23 protein-coding genes and 1 riboswitch are annotated in these 21,915 nt (G+C 40.2%); of the genes, 8 read left to right on the top strand and 15 right to left on the bottom strand.

The annotated features are described in order from the left end of the window. Positions 1-6 precede the first annotated feature (6 nt). Positions 7-1,188 (bottom strand): hypothetical protein, encoded by a 1,182-nt coding sequence (locus J2Y37_RS13140; protein ID WP_349033103.1) that lies wholly within the window; start codon positions 1,186-1,188, stop codon positions 7-9. A 5-nt stretch (positions 1,189-1,193) separates the two neighbouring features. Next, the gene (locus tag J2Y37_RS13135; protein ID WP_241322853.1) at positions 1,194-1,415 is read right to left on the bottom strand and encodes a hypothetical protein; all 222 of its coding nucleotides are present in this window, start codon (positions 1,413-1,415) and stop codon (positions 1,194-1,196) included. 184 nt (positions 1,416-1,599) lie between these two features. Beyond that, positions 1,600-1,777: riboswitch (FMN riboswitch) on the top strand. Positions 1,778-1,871: 94 nt separating this feature from the next. On the opposite strand from J2Y37_RS13135, the gene ribB reads away from it, so the two are divergent. Further along, positions 1,872-2,531 (top strand): 3,4-dihydroxy-2-butanone-4-phosphate synthase, encoded by a 660-nt coding sequence (ribB, locus tag J2Y37_RS13130; protein ID WP_349033102.1) that lies wholly within the window; start codon positions 1,872-1,874, stop codon positions 2,529-2,531. Between the two features lie 47 nt (positions 2,532-2,578). On the opposite strand, the gene J2Y37_RS13125 is transcribed toward ribB, so the two are convergent. Continuing rightward, positions 2,579-3,253 (bottom strand): HAD-IA family hydrolase, encoded by a 675-nt coding sequence (locus J2Y37_RS13125; RefSeq protein ID WP_349033101.1) that lies wholly within the window; start codon positions 3,251-3,253, stop codon positions 2,579-2,581. A gap of 93 nt (positions 3,254-3,346) precedes the next feature. Here J2Y37_RS13125 and J2Y37_RS13120 point away from each other — a divergent pair, with 93 nt between their 5' ends. Beyond that, positions 3,347-4,114, top strand: coding sequence for a hydroxymethylpyrimidine/phosphomethylpyrimidine kinase (locus J2Y37_RS13120; protein WP_349033100.1), 768 nt, complete (start codon positions 3,347-3,349; stop codon positions 4,112-4,114). Positions 4,115-4,132: 18 nt separating this feature from the next. On the opposite strand, the gene J2Y37_RS13115 is transcribed toward J2Y37_RS13120, so the two are convergent. Continuing rightward, the gene (locus J2Y37_RS13115) at positions 4,133-5,038 is read right to left on the bottom strand and encodes a hypothetical protein (RefSeq protein ID WP_349033099.1); all 906 of its coding nucleotides are present in this window, start codon (positions 5,036-5,038) and stop codon (positions 4,133-4,135) included. Positions 5,039-5,276: 238 nt separating this feature from the next. Between J2Y37_RS13115 and J2Y37_RS13110 the strand changes: the two genes are divergently transcribed. Next, entirely contained in the window at positions 5,277-7,331 is a 2,055-nt protein-coding gene (locus J2Y37_RS13110; protein ID WP_349033098.1) for a TonB-dependent receptor, read from the top strand. Between the two features lie 109 nt (positions 7,332-7,440). Here the strand turns inward: J2Y37_RS13110 and lysM are convergent, their stop codons facing one another. From lysM to J2Y37_RS13080, 6 genes are all read right to left on the bottom strand, one after another. Beyond that, positions 7,441-7,914 (bottom strand): peptidoglycan-binding protein LysM, encoded by a 474-nt coding sequence (gene lysM, locus J2Y37_RS13105; protein ID WP_005198127.1) that lies wholly within the window; start codon positions 7,912-7,914, stop codon positions 7,441-7,443. Between the two features lie 208 nt (positions 7,915-8,122). Continuing rightward, positions 8,123-8,359: an acyl carrier protein gene (gene acpP, locus J2Y37_RS13100; RefSeq protein ID WP_004670020.1), complete on the bottom strand. Its 237-nt coding sequence runs from the start codon at positions 8,357-8,359 to the stop codon at positions 8,123-8,125. Positions 8,360-8,445: 86 nt separating this feature from the next. Further along, complete coding sequence (gene fabG / locus J2Y37_RS13095) at positions 8,446-9,180, bottom strand: 3-oxoacyl-ACP reductase FabG (RefSeq protein ID WP_004670018.1); 735 nt, start codon at positions 9,178-9,180, stop codon at positions 8,446-8,448. Then, a complete protein-coding gene (fabD, locus tag J2Y37_RS13090; RefSeq protein ID WP_349033097.1) occupies positions 9,177-10,163 on the bottom strand; it encodes an ACP S-malonyltransferase in 987 nt (328 codons plus the stop codon). The genes fabG and fabD overlap by 4 nt, the downstream gene beginning before the upstream one ends. A 197-nt stretch (positions 10,164-10,360) precedes the next feature. Next, the gene (gene rpmF / locus J2Y37_RS13085; protein WP_004670013.1) at positions 10,361-10,546 is read right to left on the bottom strand and encodes a 50S ribosomal protein L32; all 186 of its coding nucleotides are present in this window, start codon (positions 10,544-10,546) and stop codon (positions 10,361-10,363) included. Between the two features lie 74 nt (positions 10,547-10,620). Then, on the bottom strand, positions 10,621-11,181 hold the full coding sequence (locus J2Y37_RS13080; protein WP_004670011.1) for a YceD family protein: 561 nt from the start codon (positions 11,179-11,181) through the stop codon (positions 10,621-10,623). Between the two features lie 96 nt (positions 11,182-11,277). Between J2Y37_RS13080 and J2Y37_RS13075 the strand changes: the two genes are divergently transcribed. Both J2Y37_RS13075 and J2Y37_RS13070 read left to right on the top strand, forming a co-directional pair. Continuing rightward, positions 11,278-11,940, top strand: a complete 663-nt coding sequence (locus J2Y37_RS13075) for an elongation factor P hydroxylase (RefSeq protein WP_241322859.1) — start codon at positions 11,278-11,280, stop codon at positions 11,938-11,940. 88 nt (positions 11,941-12,028) lie between these two features. Further along, positions 12,029-12,646, top strand: a complete 618-nt coding sequence (locus J2Y37_RS13070) for an L-threonylcarbamoyladenylate synthase (RefSeq protein ID WP_004670005.1) — start codon at positions 12,029-12,031, stop codon at positions 12,644-12,646. Positions 12,647-12,658: 12 nt separating this feature from the next. On the opposite strand, the gene J2Y37_RS13065 is transcribed toward J2Y37_RS13070, so the two are convergent. Continuing rightward, positions 12,659-13,378 carry a GNAT family protein gene (locus J2Y37_RS13065; protein ID WP_349033096.1) on the bottom strand — a complete coding sequence of 240 codons (720 nt, stop codon included), beginning with the start codon at positions 13,376-13,378 and terminating at the stop codon, positions 12,659-12,661. Positions 13,379-13,623: 245 nt separating this feature from the next. Here J2Y37_RS13065 and J2Y37_RS13060 point away from each other — a divergent pair, with 245 nt between their 5' ends. Genes J2Y37_RS13060 through rluB form a run of 3 tightly spaced genes read left to right on the top strand, consistent with a single transcriptional unit; the run spans position 13,624 to position 16,000 of the window. Then, on the top strand, positions 13,624-14,418 hold the full coding sequence (locus tag J2Y37_RS13060) for a segregation/condensation protein A (protein WP_349033095.1): 795 nt from the start codon (positions 13,624-13,626) through the stop codon (positions 14,416-14,418). Continuing rightward, positions 14,415-15,014, top strand: a complete 600-nt coding sequence (gene scpB, locus J2Y37_RS13055; RefSeq protein WP_004669999.1) for an SMC-Scp complex subunit ScpB — start codon at positions 14,415-14,417, stop codon at positions 15,012-15,014. The genes J2Y37_RS13060 and scpB overlap by 4 nt, the downstream gene beginning before the upstream one ends. Positions 15,015-15,055: 41 nt before the next feature. Continuing rightward, complete coding sequence (rluB, locus tag J2Y37_RS13050; RefSeq protein WP_121930163.1) at positions 15,056-16,000, top strand: 23S rRNA pseudouridine(2605) synthase RluB; 945 nt, start codon at positions 15,056-15,058, stop codon at positions 15,998-16,000. Positions 16,001-16,053: 53 nt separating this feature from the next. On the opposite strand, the gene J2Y37_RS13045 is transcribed toward rluB, so the two are convergent. Genes J2Y37_RS13045 through J2Y37_RS13030 form a run of 4 tightly spaced genes read right to left on the bottom strand, consistent with a single transcriptional unit; the run spans position 16,054 to position 21,914 of the window. After that, entirely contained in the window at positions 16,054-17,784 is a 1,731-nt protein-coding gene (locus J2Y37_RS13045) for an ABC transporter ATP-binding protein (RefSeq protein WP_349033094.1), read from the bottom strand. Between the two features lie 14 nt (positions 17,785-17,798). Further along, the gene (locus J2Y37_RS13040) at positions 17,799-18,941 is read right to left on the bottom strand and encodes an ABC transporter permease (RefSeq protein WP_349033093.1); all 1,143 of its coding nucleotides are present in this window, start codon (positions 18,939-18,941) and stop codon (positions 17,799-17,801) included. A gap of 7 nt (positions 18,942-18,948) precedes the next feature. After that, positions 18,949-19,887, bottom strand: a complete 939-nt coding sequence (locus J2Y37_RS13035; protein ID WP_004669991.1) for an ABC transporter permease — start codon at positions 19,885-19,887, stop codon at positions 18,949-18,951. 11 nt (positions 19,888-19,898) lie between these two features. Beyond that, positions 19,899-21,914: a M3 family metallopeptidase gene (locus J2Y37_RS13030; protein ID WP_349033092.1), complete on the bottom strand. Its 2,016-nt coding sequence runs from the start codon at positions 21,912-21,914 to the stop codon at positions 19,899-19,901. Position 21,915: the final 1 nt, after the last annotated feature.

The following is a 21,915-nucleotide window of genomic DNA, read 5'->3' as shown; positions in this document are numbered from 1 at the left end:
TCATACTCAATGTATTGCAGGCACATCAATCTGATAATGATCTAATAAAGCGTCTAAATATTGATAAGTTTCAGCATCCAATTGCTGCATATAAACATTGAGAATTTTTCGACATTGTCGCTGCTTTTCTATCGGCATACGCCCAACGATATCGAAAGTCACTTCCCATTGTGAACGTAACAAAGAGGCGTAGGCGATGTGATGTAAAACCTGTTCATCAATTTGTGCAATTGCTGTTGCAACCACTTCTCTTGCTTGATCTTGCATATAGTTCACGACCACCAACATGTCAGTCCATAAATGACAATGATCTGCGGCAGCCACGATGCTTTGAATAATGTCGACTTGGCGTAATTCAGGTAAATTTGCAACATAATGCTGCGCCTGAGCAGATAGGCCTGCGACAACGGGCAACATATCCTCCCAAAGTTGATCTTCTTGAGCCGCCTGAATAATCGCATTAATGACCGTTTCACCTTGCTGTACGGCTAAATCCCCAAGCTCTTGTTTTAATTCATAACCAATATGACTCATTAATGCCAAAAGTTTGGGCCAGACCAAACGTTGCGCTGGATCACAAATAATCAATAATGCCTTTTCTATACGTGCTTTCGGTAATACATGAACCAAATGATCAATACGCTCTCTAGATTCAATATAAAAAGCGATTTCTAAAAGGTCGCTTTCTTGCTCAACCATTTGAGCCACATCTTGCACCACCTCATCCGACAACATACTCACGAAGCGCCCCATGGTCACAAAATCACGCTTTTGCAAAAGCACTTGAGCAATCTCGATAATTTGATGGGTGGTTAAGTAAACCAACAGCTCTCGTGCCAATCGTGGGTCAAGATGAACTGAGATTTCAGCAAGCGTTTCGGCAGATAATTTTTTAGCAATCCGATATAAGTTTTCAGTGGATAGATGCACGGCAATTTGTGCCACAATCAACGGATCTAAAAATCGTTTAACCATGAAAACATTTAACCCATTTGGCAACCAATTGACCCAAGTTGCCAAGTGCCGAAACCGTGCTTTTTGCTGATCTTGTAATAATTCAATGATTGCAAAGCGAAACTGTCTGAGACTTTCTGGTGATATTTTTTGCAAGAAAAGCAATTGTTGTTCCGAAACCTTTAGGATTCGTGCAAGTTTTATAATCTCAGCATGTACAGCTAATCGCGTCATTACACTTACCTCTCTATTTTACTTTTGAGCAGGAAGCGTAGAAAAAAAGGGACTTGAAATAAACGCTGATTAATTTTTCGATTTTCTTCTAAAACAGTGTGCTGCAATTGCTGATTTAACCAAGCTAACTCTTGTGTGGATAAATGGGAAAACTCTTTTAGATTAATCACGGGTCGATGTATTTGCTGCGCAAGTTGCTCGAGATCTGTTTGAACTGCCTTTTCCATTGGCGATCGCCTCACTTTCTTGTTGTTCTATCATTTGAGTTTATGCTCAATTAAGTTCCATTACCAATTTCACTGATTAATGGAAAATCTTGAAGCACGTCTCAGCATTATTCTTGATTGTTATAGAACGATTCATTCTATAAAAGTTATATTTTTCACGTAAAATATGACTATAATCAAAGCACATCGCTTCAGGGCGGGGTTAAATTCCCCACCGGTGGTAAGTTAGGCTTTGATCATCAATGACCTAATCAGCCCACGAGCTGGTATCGTGAGGGTCAGTGACATATTGCCCCTTATGTACTCGCAGATTTGGTGAAATGCCAAAGCCGACGGTATAGACCGGATGAAAGAAGACGAAACCACCAAAACAACTTTGGTTTGTTTTAGTGCGCGCTTATTTTTGCATCAGTCCTGAAATGTTCAACCGTAACCTATTTACGAGAGCGTTTCATTATGTCGAGTTTAATCCAACCCGAACTTTTCTTTTCAGCCCTTTCCCCTGCTGAACAACGTATTCAACAAGCTTTAGATGATATCCGCCAAGGCAAACCTGTGTTGGTGATGGATGATTTTGACCGTGAAAATGAAGCAGATCTGATTGTTGCAGCCGAAACATTGACTATCGAAACGATGGCGCAAATGATTCATGATGGTTCAGGGATTGTTTGTCTTTGCTTAACCGAACAATTAGCCGATCATTTGCAACTTCCACCGATGGTTGTGGACAATTCAAGTCAGTTCAAAACAGCCTTTACCGTGACGATAGAAGCGGCACAAGGTGTGACCACAGGTGTTTCTGCGAAAGACCGTGTTACCACAGTTTTAGCAGCGACTAAAGATGATGCTGTTGCCAGTGATCTCAGTCGTCCCGGCCATGTTTTTCCTTTACGTGCACGTGATGGTGGTGTTTTGACACGACGTGGGCATACCGAAGGAACGATTGATCTAGCCCGTTTAGCTGGCTTAAAGCCTTCAGGTGTCTTGTGTGAATTAACCAATCCTGATGGTTCGATGGCTTCCGGTATTCAAGTTTTAGCGTATGCACAAACACATGACTTAACCGTGATTAGTATTGATGAACTGGTGCAATATCGCTTAAAGCATAATGTTTAATTAAAAAAATAGCCTCGAAGCATCGAGGCTATTTACCCATTCAATGCTTATGAAACTTTTCGTTCTACATTGATCTCATTTACACACTCAAGCAATTCATCAAATTGTGCAATCTGCGTTACTGGCTGTGCTTGGATCAATTCTTCTACCGTACCATAACCATAATTCACCGCAATGGTTTCAATCTGATTTGCACGTGCACCAATCACATCATATTGACGATCACCCACCATGATACATTGCTGCGCATCCAACTGTTCTTTCTCAAGAATATAAGTAATTAAATCTGCTTTATTGGTACGCTCACCTGTCAGCTCACTCCCATAGATCCCAGTAAAATATTGATCTAACTGGAAATGAACCAAAATTTGTTTGGCATAAACTGTTGGCTTCGCTGTTGCAAGAAATAAGCGATATCCTTGTGCCTGTAGCTGTCCTAAAGTGACTTCTACAGTTGGATAGACTTCATTTTCAAACAAACCTGTAACCGAAAAACGCTCACGATAGGCAGCTAACGCTTGCTCAGCCAAGTCATCATCTTGTGTGTCTAATAATTTTGCCAAAGATGCTTTCAGTGGTGGACCAATGGTCCAATCTAAATCAACGTCATTCGCCAAAGGTTGATTGAGCTTTTCTAGCGCATAACGAATTGAACCATGAATCCCAGTTTTCGGGTCAGTCAAAGTCCCATCTAAATCAATCAGTATATTTTTGATCGTCATTCGTCCAATCTCTTAAAGCCTTACACAACGGAGTCGAGAGTTTCTCGAAACTTCCCTATACTAACGTAAATGAAAACATAAAAGGAAATTGCAGTGCGTCCGACCGTACTTTGTTTTTCAGGTTTAGATCCATCTGGCGGTGCTGGTTTACAAGCCGATATTGAAGCAATTGGGCAAAGCGGTGCACATGCTGCGATTGCATGTACTGCGCTGACCATTCAAAACTCTCAACAAGTTTTTGGTTTTGAAGCGACATCAAAAGAACTATTGCTTGCACAAGCAAATGCTGTGGTTGGTGATTTACCAATTAAATGCGTTAAATCTGGAATGCTCGGTACCACCGATAATATTGCGGCTTTAGCTGAATTTTTACGTGAACATACCGACTACCAATACGTACTCGATCCAGTGCTCGTCGCCAATAGTGGCGGTTCACTAGGCGATCAAGCCACGCTAGTCAAAGCCTTTGTTGAGCTGATTCCTTTAGCCACAGTGATTACCCCAAATACGGTTGAATTAACTGCCTTAACGGGTATAAATGACATTGAGCAAGCCACTCAAAAATTATTTGAAATGGGTGCAAAAGCAGTGCTGGTCAAAGGTGGGCATGAAGACACACCCGATCATATTCGAAATGTACTGTATGCCGATGGCAAAATGATTGCGGAAAGCCGTTGCCCTCGCTTAGAAGGGCAATATCATGGTTCAGGTTGTTCTTTGGCAAGTTTTATTGCGGGACGATTGGCTTTAGGTGATTCACTCAAAATCGCAGTTCAACATGCAGAGACATGGCTATTCGGCGTATTAAAACATGCTGAAACACCTGTACCTCATGGGCAAAAGATTCCAAAGCGGTTTTAAAATATGCTACATGGTGAATTACATCTCAGGAATTATATATTCTTGAAGAAAATCTTTTTTATAGATATAAGCCTTAGGTGTGATTGCATATCCCATTTCATTGAAAGATTGCCAAGCTATATGTTTGGCAATTTTTAATCCATATACATCATTCAAACCGACTACTAATACAACATTTCTATTGGGAGCAAAAAAAACAGGTTCACCATTTAGATCATATTTTTTCTTATCTAGATAGTTTGGAAGTATGAGAATACTTGCATCATACATCTCATCTAAACTAATTTTGTACAATTTACTAGGACCATTCATATCAAGTTTATCAATAATTAATCCTTTGCTTTTAAAATAATGCTCTAAATTAATTATTGTCTTTTTATATAAAGTATTTTCATCTAGCTTTAAATCTTTCAAATCTTTTGTAGTTAAAAACCTTACCCCTGTTTCTGTATCAAAAACATACAATAGATAAAGGTCATCATTGATTTTTCTCTTTAATAAATCCAACTTTTCAACATCTTGTTTTTTTGCTTGAGATAATTGCTGCTGGATACTCAATACATATTCTGCGGGCTTGACTACAGCCAGTACGGATGATAACTGTATTGACTCCTCATATAGGAATTCATTTCCCATCAAATTATGAATAAATGCGTCCAAGAGAGTATCTAATGCCTGCGGATCATTTTTGTATTGCTTAAAAATATTGTCCAGAAAAGATGTTAACTCTTTATCAGAATGATCAATAGATTTTACCTTTACAGTTAGGGGAGCAACAATTTCAAAGTGATTTTTAACTAAATCTTTTTTTGCCTTCTGAATAAAATAATTCGTGAATTGTGTTTCATCCATCATCTGATTTGATGCAAAAGCCATTGATATCAAAAAAGTATAGAGAATTATAATATTGATTAGAGCTTTCATTTTTTGTCTTCAATTTTTAATTAAATAAATAATCAAAAAATTATATCACCAAAAAAATTAATCTTTTACCTATCTAAAATGCCATATGCAAATTTATCATCAACTCCTATAAACATATGCAAAATATTCAAGAACCTTAACTTGCTTATAAAATATAATAATTATCATTTTAATTTGCACTATATCCCTCATGCTGAAATACCGCCTCCTACCTAGCCTATTACCGCTTAGCTGTGCCATGACTGTCTTTGCAAATGATCAAGTGAATACACTGCCAACCATCACGATTCAAGCCTCAACAGCAGTCGAAAATTCTGAAAAAGAATACAAGGTCAATTCTGCAAGTTCTGCGACACGCACATCCACTTTGCTTAAAGATACGCCACAAGCTGTAACTGTGGTCAATAAAGCAGTACTTGAAGATATCCAAGCAACCCGCTTATCCGAAGCACTTGATGTCGCGGGACTTGGACGAGCAAATAACTTTGGTGGACAAGGGCTAACCACTTTCACATCTCGAGGCTTTACTAGCGGCGAATATTATAGAAATGGCTTTCCAATTAACCGCGGTTATCCCAATGCACCTGATAGCTCAACCATCGAGCGCGTAGAAGTTTTAAGAGGTGCTTCATCAAGCCTGTATGGTCGTGGTGATCCAGGAGGTACTTTTAACGTGGTGAGTAAAGTACCCCTCGCCGAAAGAAAAACAGTACTCGGTTTGAGTATCGATGATGAAGGACTCTATCGCAGTACAGTGGATTCCACTGGCTCTTTGACTCCAGATAATAGTATCAGCTACCGTTTAAATTTAATGGGTGAAAATGGAGATACTTTTCGGGAACATGTTGACTCAAAACGCTGGAACATTGCACCCGTTATTCAATGGACGCCTTCAGAGAATACCAAGGTTATCTTTGAAGCAGATTTCCTACGCAACCAACATGCTTTAGATCGTGGTTTCACTCGCTATGACGGTCAACAAAAACAATCTTTTGATCCCAAAGAATATTGGTGGGAATCTGGAAAAAATAGAAATCGGCTCTATAACGACAATGATATGTTCCAATTACGCGTTGAACATCGTCTCAATGATGCATGGAAGTTGAATGTTGGTACGCAATATTTAGATGGAAATTTGCATGGTTATGCCGTTGAAGCAAATAGTGTAAAAGCCAATAGTCATGGTGAAATCATTACTCGAAATTATAATTGGCGAAATTTAGATTGGAATGACAAAAATATTCAAGCAAGCCTTGTCGGTGAGTTTAATCTGTTTAACCTAGAACATACGTTAGTGTCTGGAATAGAATTTGAAGATTATGACTACCGTTCCTATATTATTCGCTCCACGGCACCATTTGACTTAAATATCCACCAGCCCGACCGCGCTCAGCCACTGCCTGAATTAGTCAATGTCACCACACATGATCATGAGCAACTGCGTAGCAAAGCTTTCTATGTTCAAGATCAAATTCGCTTAACAGACCGACTCAATACCCTGATTGGTTTACGTTTTGAGCATTACGAACAGGATTATACCAATTTTATAAATCATTCTTCATGGTCAACTGATCACAATACCGTCATACCTCGTATTGGATTTACCTATGATCTAACTGATCAATTCACGCTTTATAGCAACATCAGTAAATCATTTAAACCAAACGCAGGCGCAGATCGAAACAATCAAGGCTTTGATCCTGAAGAAGGTATTTCTTATGAAATTGGTTCAAAATACGCTCTTCTTGATCATAAACTTTCATTTGAAAATGCGATTTATTATGTCAAAAAAGAGAATGTGCTGACATTAGATCCAGTGGATTCAACAAAAAGCGTTGCCGCAGGCGAAGTCACAAGTAAAGGCTTTGATCTCAGTTTGGTCGGAAATCTCACCCCAGAATGGAAAATTATTGGAAATTATGCCTATACCGATGCTACGGTGAGCAAAGATAATAGCTTAACCAAAGGAACACGTTTAGCTAATATTCCTAAAGATTCATTCAATCTATTAAGTATTTATGAGTTTCAATCAGATGCATTAAATGGTTTAGGTTTAGGCTTAAACCAACGCTATATTGCCAGCCGAAAAGGACAAACTGCAAATAACACATACAGCATGGGAAGTTATGCGACTACGGACTTTATTTCTTATTACAATCTGTCATCGGACATACGTTTCAGTTTCGATATTAAAAATATCTTTAATAAAAAATATGATGATAGCGCGTTTAATCGCTATGTTTATCCAGGGCAGCCAAGAACAGTCAAACTTGGGATGACCTATAGTTTTTAAATACGTATATCAGTTCTTATGGAATCGATAGCAACTGATTGATACTAAGGTTTCAAACAAACTCTTATAAAAAAGGCGCAATTAGCGCCTTTTTTATAGCATCCGCAAATTATTGTGGAATACGTAACACCTGACCTGGGAAAATATCATCTGCATTTTTCAACAATGGTTTATTCGCTTCAAAAATTTTATTGTACTGGTTTGGATCACCATAATACTCTTTAGAAATCTTAGACAAGTTATCGCCTGATTTTACCGTATAGAACTTGCTTTCTGGTTCTGCTGTTTCAACCGTCATTTGATCATCAACTTGTGCAACATGATCAATATTCCCTACAGCAAGTACAATCTTTTCTTTATCCGCTTGGCTCTTTACCTGCCCTTTAATCACAGCGGTATCTGTCGCACCATTATAAGTAACTGATAGACCATCAACACCTAAACCTAAGCTTTTAATCAAACCCAATAATTTATTTGCTACTTCCTGAGCTGACGGCTCAGCTGGTGATGCTGGCGCAGCTTGTGGTTCTGCTGGCGCAGTATTTTTCTTGCCAATACCTTTAACAAAATCAAAAAGACCCATTGTTATTTCCTCTGTAATTATTAATGATGCTTGGTCAAAGTTGACCTAATTTCTAGTTATACAGAAAAAAAGAATTGCTCGAGTTTCAATTTAAATAGGTCTTGTAAATATATGTATATTCTCTAAAACAACACTCAGTATATTTGGAATTTCTTATTTTCACCCATAAAAAAGCCACCTTACGGTGGCTTTCGATCATGCAAGATGATTAAGCAAGTTTTTTGCTTACATAATCAATTGCAGATTGAACTGTTGTGATTTCATTTGAATCTTCATCTGGAATGGTGATGTCAAAGTCATTTTCAAAAGACATAACAAGTTCAACCAAATCCAAAGAATCAGCACCTAAGTCATCCATGAAAGATGCTTCGTTTTTGATCTCTTCAGCACGCATACCTAATTGTTCAGCTACAGCTTGCTTGATGCGTTGTTCGATATCGCTCACAGGAATTCTCCTCATTGCTTGTGGCGTTTTAATTTGCCACTAGTTTAATTGAATATTAAAATTTTTAAAAGTTTATACGTCGCCACTTAGGCCATGTATAAACCACCATTTACGTGTAAAACTGTACCAGTAATGTAACTAGCATTATCGCTTGCAAGGAAACTCACTGCATTTGCAATATCTTGGGGTTGACCTAGACGATTTAAAGCTACTTGATCGATCATTTTTTTACGAACATCTTCGCTTAACTGATCAGTCATTTCAGTTGCGATAAAACCAGGTGCTACACTGTTTACCGTAATCTGACGACTCCCCATCTCTTTCGCTAAGCTACGACTGAATGCTTCAATCCCTGCTTTCGCGGCTGAGTAATTGGCTTGTCCTGGGTTAGCAAAATGTGCAACCACAGAACTGATGTTAATAATGCGTCCAAAGCGTGCTTTGGTCATGCCTTTCAATACTCGCTTAGATAAACGGTAAACCGCTTTCAAGTGAATATTGAGAATGTCATCCCAATCATCTTCAGACATACGCAATAACAAATTATCTTTGGTAATCCCAGCATTGTTGACCAATACCAGAACCGAACCATATTGCTGCTCGATATGCGAAACAAGAGTATCAATTGCCTCGCCATTACGAACATCAAGTACCGCACCCGTTCCATGCTCAGCAAAACTGTCTGTCAGTTTTTGCGCGCCTGATTCAGAAGTCGCGGTACCAACGACAAAAAAACCGTCTTGAATGAGTTGCTGTGCAATTGCTGCGCCAATACCTCGGCTTGCTCCTGTCACTAACGCAACTTTTCGTTGTTGTGTCATGCAATTTTTCCTTCTGCCACTAACACTGCGTTTAGGGCATCTTCCATACGTGCTTTGCTATCAATGGCAAATGCTTTTTCTATGTTCGGTAATCGCTTGGCAAGATTACTAAGTACTGTACCCGGCCCACATTCGACCACATACTGAATACCCTGATCTTGTAGATATTGCATGGTACGTGTCCATTGTACCGATTGGTACAATTGCGCAGTGAGTGCCTGACGTAATTGAGCAACATCCGTAGCGATTTCCGCGTTGACATTTTGTATTACAGGAAGGTGGGGTAGCTCAATGGCAGTTTGTTCCAAAGCGTCAGCAAACTGTTCTGCTGCTGATCTCATCAATGAACAATGTGAAGGGACCGAAACAGGCAATGCGATGGCTTTACCAGACTGCGCTTTTGCCTCAGTCATGACTTGCTGAACCAACGAAGTACTCCCCGCAATCACAACTTGACCTTGCGCATTGTAATTTGCAGCTTCAACTGAACCTTGACCTGCCGCAGAGACTTGCTGGCAAAGCTCAACAACTTTGTCATCAGCCAAACCAAGGATTGCAGCCATTGCGCCTTCACCTTGAGGAACAGCACTTTGCATCAATTTACCGCGTAAATTGACCAATTTCACTGCATCGCCCAGCGTCATTGCTTCAGCTGCAACTAACGCACTGTATTCTCCTAAAGAGTGTCCAGCTAAGTATTTCGGTACGATACCACCTAACTCTAACCAGACACGCCACAACGCAATACTTGCAGTGAGTAACACAGGCTGAGTATTTTCAGTTTGATCTAAACCTTCACCACTTTGAGCAATCTGCCAAAGGTCAAAACCAAGCGCTTCCGATGCCTCAGCAAAGGTGTCCTGAACAACACTAAACTGCTCTGCAAGTTCAGCCAACATACCTACTTTTTGCGAGCCTTGACCCGGAAAAACAAATGCTGTTTTTGTTGCTTGAGCTGCCTGCTCAAGTCGTTTAGTCGACATATAAAAATCCTTAAATTAGTCTATTGCCAATTTCATCAACACTCATGATTCTACATGAGAATGACGATAGACTCTTTAGCGATGCGGCAATTTAACATTGATTAAATCTTTTTATAATTGCGAAAAACAACAAAAAAGGGAGCTTTCGCTCCCATTTTTTTTATACTTTAAGCTATCGCTTAATGCATATGATTCAATTATTCAGCATCAGCTGCTTTAGCGAATAATTGACGACCACGGTAAACACCATCTTTAGTCACGTGGTGACGACGATGAGTTTCACCCGTAGTTTGGTCTACAGATAATGCATTCTCGGTTAAAGCGTCATGTGAACGGCGCATGTCACGGCGAGAGCGACTTTTACGGTTTTGCTGAACGGCCATGATGGCTCCTTACAAAGATCGAAAAAATGGATCAGAACAAATTCGGTTGTCTTAACTCAACATTATAACATAAATTATGAGCTAAGTTTACCCTTCAGGCCAGCCAAAACATCAAACGGGTTATCCCGCTTTTCTTCGACATCATCCTGAGTGGCAGGTCGATGCTTATGCTCACAAACATCATGTTTAGGAGATAAAGGCATCAACAGTAACAGTTCATCTTCTAGTAATGCGAGTAAATTGATCGATGCAGGTGTATCAAAATCACCTTTTTTCGAAGATTCACTTTCACCTAAAACGATGAAATCAGCATCCTCATCCAATCGCTCTATCAGTGACTCATCATCAATCAAAGCTAAATGAAAGTCTGAAACCAATTCAATTTCAACAGTTCCCAAACAACGTTGGCATTCCATTGGAACTTTGGTTTCAATATGTCCATCTAACCATATAATACGATGATAGATATCCATTGATAGCTTACAGTCTATGTTGATCAATTGATCATCAATTGAACCAACAGCTTCTCGAGCAATACGAGCAAAGCGAGACAATGGCAGTGTTCCTGACCATGTAAAGCCCTGTTCAGCCCATTTAAATGGCTCGATTTGGCTTGGAAAAGTATTTGCTGACATAATTAAGAGCGCGATTTTACAAATTCATCGGTACTCTGTCAAAGATTAAGATACAATTTTGCACTTCTTTTGACAGAACTTAGGGTAAATCAAGCAATGCACCTGTTGCAGCCGCAACTTGAAGTAACAACTTCATTACTCATTCGCACCCATTCAACCACTACTGCTGCGTTAATGCCAGATCAAGTGCAACATTTATCTTGGCAAAAGTTAACGACAGAATCAGAGCAGGTCGATTGGCTTATTTTACACTTTAATTCTTGGTTTTCCCACCATAATGTCACTTTAGTCAAAGGTGATTTTGAACCAGAGTATTTCCCAGCAACTTTGCAACAAGCTGCAAGAATCCAATTTGCGCATGGTTTCTTTAATAGTGCCCTGCATGAAATCAGCCATTGGACGATCGCAGGTGAAAAACGCCGTTTACTTCCAGACCTTGGATATTGGTATGCACCTGATGGTCGAAGTGCTGAACAACAAAGCTTATTTGAACAAGTTGAAATCAAACCACAAGCGATTGAATGGTTATTTGCAACCGCCTTTGGTCGAAAATTTCGTGTGTCTTTAGATAACTTAACGGGCGACAGCGGAAATGGGCGACAGTTTAAAGATCATGTGTTTGCTCAAGTACAACGGTATTTTTCTGGTGAAGCAAAGCTACCTCGTGATGCTGCGCATTTTATTTATTGCATTTGTCTTTGCACACGCAATGGATCACCATTACAACTCAATGAATTTAAACGTGAATACCTTGATTAAATGACAAAATTATCACATCAAACTCTTGCAACATGCCCACAACAAGTTTCATACTAAATTCAGCCACATAGATCAGGGAGTTATAATAATGTTGCATTTACATATTCATCCTGAAAATCCACAGGCTCGCTTAATCACTCAAGCCGTTGACCGTATTCGTGCTGGTGACGTTGTGGTCTATCCAACTGATGCGGCCTATGCCATTGGTTGCCAGATTGGTAATAAAAGTGCGATGGAACGTATTGCTCAAATTCGTGGTTTAGGTCCAAAACATCAATATGCCATCATGTGCTGTGATTTATCGGACATTGCAACTTATGCCAAAGTTGATAATGCAATGTATCGTTTGCTTAAAAATAATACACCTGCTGTAACCACTTTTATTTTGCCAGCAACAAGTGAAGTACCTAAACGCTTAATGCACCCGAAGAAAAAAACCATCGGTCTGCGTATTCCAAGTAATCCAATTGCTCAAGCATTATTAAAAGAGTTAGATGAACCTTTACTCACCAGTACCTTGATCTTACCGAATCAAACAGATCCTTTAGATGACCCATTTGATATTGAAAATCAGCTCGGCAAACGTATTGATGTATTTATCGATGGTGGTTTTGGAATGTTAGCAACGACAAGTATTGTGGATTTATCAGGTGAAAATCCAGAAGTTATCCGTCGTGGGATTGGGGATGTGAGTGCTTTTGAGTAAGCACTTACATTTTTAGTCAATCATAAAATCAGACAATCGCTGTTTCTGAAAACCCTGTTCATCAAAATTTTCTGGGCTTAACCATTGTTGATAAACTTGTTCCAAAGCTGACCATTCTTCATCAAGAATCGAAAACCATGCTGTGTTGCGATTTCGACCTTTTACAATCCGATCCTGACGAAATAGACCTTCATACTGAAACCCAAAGCGCAATGCAGCTGCTTTTGATGGTGTATTGAAATCATCACATTTCCATTCCACACGTCTAAAACCCTGTTTAAAACATTGTTGTAATAATAAAAATATCGCTTCAGTCGATGCTTTTGATTTTTTCATCTTATGTGAAAAGTAAACATTACCGATTTCAATCGCACCATGTTCAAGCCTTGGATTTAATAACGCGATCCAGCCCTGTACATCCCCATCGATTTCGATCAGAAAATGGATGGAATCTTTAAAATTAAATGAATTGTGCAAAGCATCTTTTATAACATCTTGGCTCTGTGGTGCCGAATAAGGCAGATAAGTCCAACATCCATCATTCGGTTCTGTTGAAACACACGTCCACATTTGACTGAGGGCTTGGTCGGACACGCCACCAGCAATATCGATCAAGTTAACGTATTGTCCATTTAAATCACCGACAATTGACCGAGCAGGTACATAATTTTCAATTGAAAGGCCAATTTTTTGCCCAAGTTGATTTTGTTGCGTGCTTAAATAATGTTTCATAATAATTTATCATTTAAAGAAAATGAAGTTTTCGTCGCTAATTTAAGCATAATTTTTTACTGCCTCTCTATAATTTTGCATAAATCTAGAAAATACCCTGAGAACTTTAAGGTTTTTGTAAGTGAGTAATTTATTAAATTTACTATTTCGATTAGAATAGCCGTGCTCTTAGTAGTATGTGTCATCCCTTGATCACAAAAACGATCCCTTCATGCTTTTGAAAATTCGCGTGGCTTATAACGGTAATGAATCAAATCCTATCTTCCTCTCTGGAGTTAACTCCTTCCATTCGTGTGCTTGACGAGTGGCATGACACCATACCTGAAGATTTGTATATACCGCCTGCTGCATTCGAAATCTTATTGGAACAATTTGAAGGGCCTTTGGACTTTCTCATTTACCTGATTCAAAAAAATGGCTTTGATCTGTTACACATAGATATTGCACCGATTGCGACTCAGTATCTTAGCTATATGGATAGCATGAAGTCGTTGAATATTGAACTGACGGCAGATTATATGGTGATGGCGGCTCTGCTTGCTGATTTAAAATCACGTTTATTATTGCCCAAAGCCACGGTTGTTGATCAATTTGAAAAAGATCCTAAACAAGAGCTGATCGATCGTTTAGAAACCTATTTACGCATAAAACAAGCTGCTGAAAGATTAGGTCAAATGCCGATCTTTGAACGCGATACTTTTAGCGCAAATGTCAGTATTGGTCATATTGCACCCATTTACGAAGGTTATGATGTCGAAGCTTTACGCGATGCAATATTCTGTGTGTTTAACCGTCCTGAGCCAATAACACATGTTGTGGCACAGGAACCTGTTTTACTCGAAGAACGTATTGCCTTTATCCAAAACCAACTTGCATCTGGTGAGGCATTGAGTTTTATTGAATTACTCAACCCACAACAAGGTCGCATGGGTATGGTTGTGACCTTTATGGCGGTGCTTGAACTCACGCGTCAGCAAAAAATTCACATTATTCATACTGGAATTGAAGCTCCGTTAACTGTTCAAGGCGTTGCAGCATGAGTTTAGATCAATTGGACTCAAATGAAGGTATGTCGCTTGAAGACATTCATCATGATGTTTTATTGCAAATTGAAGCAATTTTATTCGCCAGTGACTCACCAGTCTCACTTGCACGACTAAAAGAAGCATTTCAAAACCAATATAATAAGCAACAGTTACGTCAGTTTTTGCAACAATTGGCTATGTTACAACATGGTCGCTCCATTGAGTTGATTGAAACGGTACAAGGGTTTCGTTTTCAGGTACGTGCAAAGTATAGAAATATCATTACGCAAGTTTGGCCAGAGCGCCCAACTAAATTGTCACCATCATTACTCGAAACAGTCGCAGTGATTGCGTATCATCAACCCGTCACACGTGCCGATATTGAACAAATTCGTGGTGTATCAAATAATAGTCAGATTTTAAGAACGCTTTTTGACTGGAACTGGATCAAAGAAGCTGGTTTCAGAGATTTACCTGGAAGACCTGCGTTGTTAGTTACAACGCCCCAATTTTTAAATGCATTTGGTCTAGCCTCGCTAGGTCAACTGCCTCCCCTACAGAACGCCAAGGAAGCATTCATGACACTCGACGCACATGCGCCGAAGTCTTGATAAGGTGAACTGTTGATCATTATGTCTAAGGTTGTGCTGTCATGAGTGAAAAATTACAAAAGGTGTTAGCGAGGGTTGGGCTAGGCTCACGTCGCTATATGGAAGAAGTTATTGCTGCTGGTCGTGTCAGCATCAATGGTCGTATTGCACAGGTCGGTGAGCGTATCGAACCGACGGATGAACTACGTATTGATGGTCGTAAAGTCCAATTCCAAATTGAAGATGAAATCCGTCGTCGTGTTTTGGTTTACTACAAACCTGAAGGCGAAATTTGTTCACGCAATGATCCTGAGAATCGTCCGACTGTTTTTGAACAGTTACCACAAATCGCCAATGATCGTTGGGTCATGGTCGGTCGTCTGGATATTAACAGTACTGGTTTATTACTATTTACCAATGATGGTGAGCTTGCCAATCGTTTGATGCATCCATCCAATGAAATTGAGCGTGAATATGCGGTACGTGTCATGGGTGAAGTGACTCCACAGATTCGCAACAATATGCTCAAAGGTGTAGAGCTTGAAGATGGTCCTGCAAAATTTGAATCATTCACTGACATTGGTGGTGATGGGATCAACCGTTGGTATCAAGTTGTGGTCAAAGAAGGTCGTAACCGTGAAGTACGTCGTATTTTTGAAACACAAAGCTTAAAAGTCAGTCGTCTACTGCGTACCCGTTACGGCACAGTGATTTTACCGCGCGAATTGCGTACAGGTCGCTGGATGGAATTGGATAAAGGCGATATCGATAATCTTGCGAAATCTGTTGAATTGAAACCACGCCAAGGCACCGGTTTATTTGGTATGGCCAAACGTCGTAGTGACAGAATGATTGAAAAACCAATGGCTGCACGTCGTGGTGGTTATTTACGTCAACAACGTCGTGATGATGAACAACCAGAACAACGCCCGAACAGCAATTCTAAAAATCAAAATACCAGTGACCGTAAACCTCTTGGTATCAGTAAAGGCTTTAAGAAGTTTTAAGACTTTACATTGATATAAAAAAACGCTCAAATTTGAGCGTTTTTTTATCACTGCTAGCGATTAGATATGATGCCTTGTGGAATTGCATTCAGCAGTTTTTGAGTGTATTCATGTTGAGGATGTAAATACAGCTCATCTGAATCCGCAATTTCAACGATCTCGCCATGATTCATCACCATCACTTGATCCGAAATATATTTCACAACCGATAAATCATGTGAAATAAAAATATAACTCAAACCAAACTCATCCTGTAAATCTTGCAACAAGTTCAACACCTGAGCCTGCACTGAAACATCAAGCGCAGATACCGATTCATCACAGATCAATATCTCAGGTTTTAATGTCAAACAACGTGCAATCGCAATGCGTTGACGCTGACCACCTGAAAACTCATGTGGATAACGATCATAAGCTTGATCAGCCAAACTGACTTTCTCTAAAAGTGCTAATGCGATTTTTTTACGTTCCGCATCATTTTCACCGATATCATGAATGCGCATTGGCTCAAGTAAAATCTGCCCAATGGTAAAGCGCGGATTAAGCGAGGCGTATGGATTTTGAAAGATGATTTGTATCTTCCGCTGGTAGAGCGCAAATTCTTTCTCCGTCATGGAAAGAATATCTTTCCCATCAATCAATACTTGCCCGCCCGTGGCTTCATGTAAACGCATCAACAATAAGCCAATCGTGGTTTTTCCTGAACCAGACTCTCCCACCAACCCCAGAGTTTTACCTTTTGCTAGTTGGAAAGAGACACCTTTTACCGCCTGAAACTCCTCATGCCCCCATAAACCTTTACGGCTATAAAAAGACTTTTTCAAATCTTTAACCTCCAGCACGATTTTCTCTAGACCTGTAAGCCCTCTTGTTCGTTCTTGAAGATGAAGGGTGGACAGATTAATCGCTTCAACCAGTTGTCCATTTTCCTGTTTCATAAAATCACTGGTGACAGGCAAGCGATATGGACGCGATGAAAGTTGAGGACGACAATGCAAAAGCGCACGTGTATAAACATCATTGGGTTGTTCAAGCACTTGTTTCACATCACCACTTTCTCGAATTTCACCATGGCGCATCACAATCACTTCATCAGCAATTTCACCAACCAAAGCTAAGTCATGTGTGATAAATAACATCGACATTTCATGACGCTGACGTAAAGATTCGAGCAAATCAATAATTTGCTTTTGAATCGTTACATCCAAAGCAGTTGTCGGTTCATCGGCAATCAAGAGCTTTGGTTCACAAGCGATCGCCATCGCGATCATAATACGTTGTTGCTGACCTCCCGAAAGCTGACTTGGATAAGCATCAATTTTGCTCTCAGGTGAAGGAATCCCAACTTCCTTTAGTAATTCCAAAACACGGATTCTTGCCTGCTTTCTCCCCATGCCAAGGTGAATACGAAGCACTTCAGCAATTTGATCGCCTACTGTAAACACAGGATTTAACGATGACATTGGCTCTTGGAAAATCATGGCAATGTCTTTGCCACAAATACTCCGAATCTCTTTCGCAGAGAGATTAAGTAAATCTTTACCTTCAAAGATAATTTTACTTTGCTCAGCGACTTGGCTTTGTCCTTTGGGTAGCAAGCCCATGACTGCAAGCGAAGTGACCGACTTACCACTTCCAGACTCACCCACCAAGGCAACAGTCTTGTTTTTAGGAATCGAAAATGAAATCCCTTTGACTGTTTCAATCCACTGTTTGTTCTCACCTTTAAAACTAACGCGAAGGTTTTCTACATTTAATAGCAGTGTTTCATTATTACCTATCATCTCATTTCACTCCGCTATTTCAGTTTCGGGTCTAATGCATCACGCAATGCATCGGTGAACATTGAAAATGCGGTGACTAACACTGCCATGGCGATCGATGCCGCTGCCAATTGCCACCATTTGCCTAGAATTAACTCAGTTTGTGCTTCATTCAACATGCTTCCCCAAGACACCACACCCACTGGAACGCCAAAACCAAGGAAGCTCAGAATCACTTCGGATTTGATAAATGCCACCACAAGAATAGAAATTTGCACTAAAGCAATATGACTGACATTGGGAAAAATATGCACAAACATACGGCGTGAATGGCTCACACCAATCGCCTTAGCAGCCAGTACATATTCACGAGATTTGTGCTTCATATATTCAGCACGAATCAAGCGAAACACACCTGTCCAGCCCGTTAAACCTAAAATAAGTACAATCGAAAGTACGCCTTTTTGTTGAAGAACCGCCGCAACGGCTAACACCAATAACAGATAAGGAATCGAGGTGAAAATGTTATAAAACCAGTTAAGTACATCATCGACCCAACCACCAAAATAGCCTGCAATCGCCCCTAAACCGGTACCAATCACCACTGCCAATAAAGCAGATAGCAATCCAACGAGGATCGATGTTTCGGCACCTTTAATGGTTTTGAGTAAAATATCTTGCCCCCACTTATCAGCACCAAAAGCGAGTGTGGTTTTTAATGCTTGGCTATGATCGAGTAAATGCTCACCCAATTGCTGATCAATGGCTTGCATATCTGCTGCTAAAGGATCTGTCACCCCATAGTAATCAATTGCAGTTTCGGTGATCTGCTCATTCGCAATTTGCATATTCAATTCACGAATAATCTCTTTTAAAGGATCAACAGGGTTTTCAGGTAAAGCTTGCAACGGTTCTGATTTTTTCTCAGCAATCCGTTCCTCTATATCAGCACCGATAAAAGTAGGTGGTGCATAACTCACCGCAACTTCTTTATTCCAATTCGATGCAACCACACCTGTTACCGACAAAACCAAGACGATGAAATAACTCAGCACGACGAGTAGCGAAACCATTGCAATACGATCTGCTTTTAAGCGCTGTACAGCCAACTGCCATAGCCCAGACGAAGTTGCGTCAGACTGAGCAGATGCCTTTCTTTTGAATAATATATTCAGCATATTGCACCTACTTCAACTGTACGCGCGGATCGATTAATTTATAAATCAGATCAGCTATTAAGTTAAAACACATGGTCGCAGCAGCGATGTACACAGTAATCGCTTTAATGACGGGAAAATCACTCCGCTCCACCGCAATAATGACTTCGCGACCAATACCTGGAATACCAAAAAAGCGTTCAATTAAAAATGCACCGATCAGTAATGCAGGCAAGGTCGCCATCACATCGGTCACGATCGGGATGGATGCATTTCGTAATACATGCACACCAAAGATGCGATGTTCACCCACGCCTTTGGCGCGTGCGGTACGGACATAATCCTGATTGACTTCATCCAAAATAAAGCTGCGATAGAGTCTGAGTGTTGGTGCAATACTCACTACCAGCATGATCAAAATCGGCAGTAACGCATATTTAAATAAGTTTTCACTAAAACTATCGCTCCAGCCCTGCACTGGAAACCAACCCAATTGATAAGCAAAGAAATATTGAAAAACAATGATATAAACCAAAATACTGATCGACATACCGATGGTGCATAACATCATCACCATCCGATCAGTCAAACTGCCTCGTACTGAGGCAACCGCCAAAGCCAAAATGATCGAAATAATCGTTTGTAAAATGGTCAGTGGAATCAAGATGGTCAGTGATGGCCCTAAACGTGTCGTAATAATCTGGGAGACGGACTCACCGGTACTCCAACTCACGCCATAATCAAAGGTTAAAATTTGCTGAATAAAAATCCAGAGTTGCACATAGTAAGGCTGATCAACCCCGAGCTGCTGACGAATATTTTCAATTTGCTCTGGATTCGACATTTTGCCTGCCAAGATATAAGCAGGATCCCCACCCACCCAATTGAACAAGAAAAAGATCAGCAGCACGACACCCAGCATGGTTGGGATCATCTGCCATATGCGACGTACAATATATGCCAGCATAAAGATGCCCCTTATTTAATTCGTTGACCTGAAATTTCATTGAAAAATGCAGTATTATTGGGTTTACGTCCAAGAAACGTTTCAACCAATGTTTGTGCAGGTTTTTGGCTACCTTGAGATAAAATAGTTTCGCGATATCGCTGTCCAACCTCGGCATTGTTCAGGTTATTGCCAAAGGCTGACAACATATCTAAGGCCATGACCTCAGACCACATATAGCCATAATAGCTACTTTGATAACCGCCCATAATGTGCCCAAACTGACCTGGAAATTGCGTCGTAGGTACATAACCCAATGCGGTTGCACCTTCCATTTTTCCCCATAGATCAAGCGGTTGTACCTTCAAAGCATCAACACCATGTAGTGCCATATCGTACTGGGCATATAATGTTTGACGCGCATAATGCAGACCACGCCCATAGCCATGTACTGCATTTAGTTTCTCGATCAAAGCATCATCGACTCGTGGACAAGCTGGTTTGCAATAATCTGCGACTTTTGACAGGGTTTCTTTACGTCTCGCCCACTCTTCATACATTTGTGACGGCGCTTCAACAAAGTCACGCTCTACACTCGTTCCTGCTTGTGATGCATAACGGGTATCTGACAAAATGCCATGCAAAGCATGTCCAAACTCATGTACGAAGGTTTCCAACTCATCACTATTCAGCCCCTTGCGATTAAAATTGGTGACCAATGCTGAGATTGGTTTGCGCTCAGTTAAACGACTTCTTCCAAAAACACTCCAAACTGCAGCATGTCCATACTTGCCTTCGCGTGGGAATTTATCCATGTACAAACCGCCGATTAATTGCTTTGTTTTCGCATCGACCACATCGTAATACTCGACTTCGTCTTGCCAAACTTCTACATTTACTGGCTTAAATTCAATCCCATATAAATCAGATGAAATAGCAAATAGCCAATCTTGCGTCGCTTGTGTAGGAAAAAATTCCCGCAACTTTTCCTGATCAATTTGATATTTGCCTTGACGGAGTTTTTCACTCCAATATTCCTCGCTCCAACGCTCGATCTTGGCTTGTTGTAATGGAATATTTAAACTTTTTGCTTTGAACTCGCCTAAGTTCTGAACTTCTTTTTGTTCTAACGGCGCGACCGTTGCATGAACTTCTGCTAAAAATGTATTGACTGCCTCTGGTGTTTTTGCCATTCGCTTTTGTAAAGCCCATTCAGCATAACTAGATTTGCCAAAAAGCTGCGCTAAGGCATAGCGTAAATCGATCGCTTGCTTCAGCAATGCTAAATTCTTTTCTCCACCACGACGACTAAAAGCAATTTGGTAGCGCTTACGTGCATCATCATTTTCCGCAAGCTGCATAAAAGGACGGTATTCAGGGTATTCAAAACCCAATAAATAATGACCTTTATCATTTTTGCTTAAAGCATCAATATAGCTTTGCGGTAAACCTTTTAACTCAGCGGCACTAAACTCTAATTTCTGTGGATTTTCACGTACATTTCTGGCATAGACCTGCTCAACCGTTGCGAGTTCATCCAAAATCTCTTTCAAACGTTTTTGCTTGTTGGTGGTCAGCAGAATGCCTTTTTCCTCAAAATTATCCAAAATGTCTTGCTGAAATTTGCTGTCTATTGCATCAGATGGCTTTAGTTTTTTAAACTGCTGATAGAGCTTGGGATTTTGGAAAATATCGGTTTGGAACTGAGTAATTTTAACCTCACAATCCTCTGCCGCGTTGCGTACAGCTTCATCGGGATAAACGTTGCCATATAAACCAATCGGCCCATAAAAATCTTCAAATTCTGCAAAGATACGATCCCATTTCGCTAAAACGGGGGCTGCGGGTGCATCTTGTTTTAAGCGCAACATTTCTACCGACTTAAGCTGTTTTTTCACCTCATTCATTTTGGCATCGCACATTGTTGCAATGTCTTGGGCCTGAAATGTTGGTAATGTCTGACGTTTTGTGATTTCTGCGATTGCCATCTGGCTAACGCCCATCGTCAATAAACATAAGGTGGTTAATTTAAAGGTATTGAATTTCATG

It is taken from the genome of Acinetobacter sp. 3657, assembly GCF_031456775.1.
Lineage (GTDB): Bacteria > Pseudomonadota > Gammaproteobacteria > Pseudomonadales > Moraxellaceae > Acinetobacter.
This window is presented reverse-complemented; position numbering and strand designations above follow the sequence as displayed.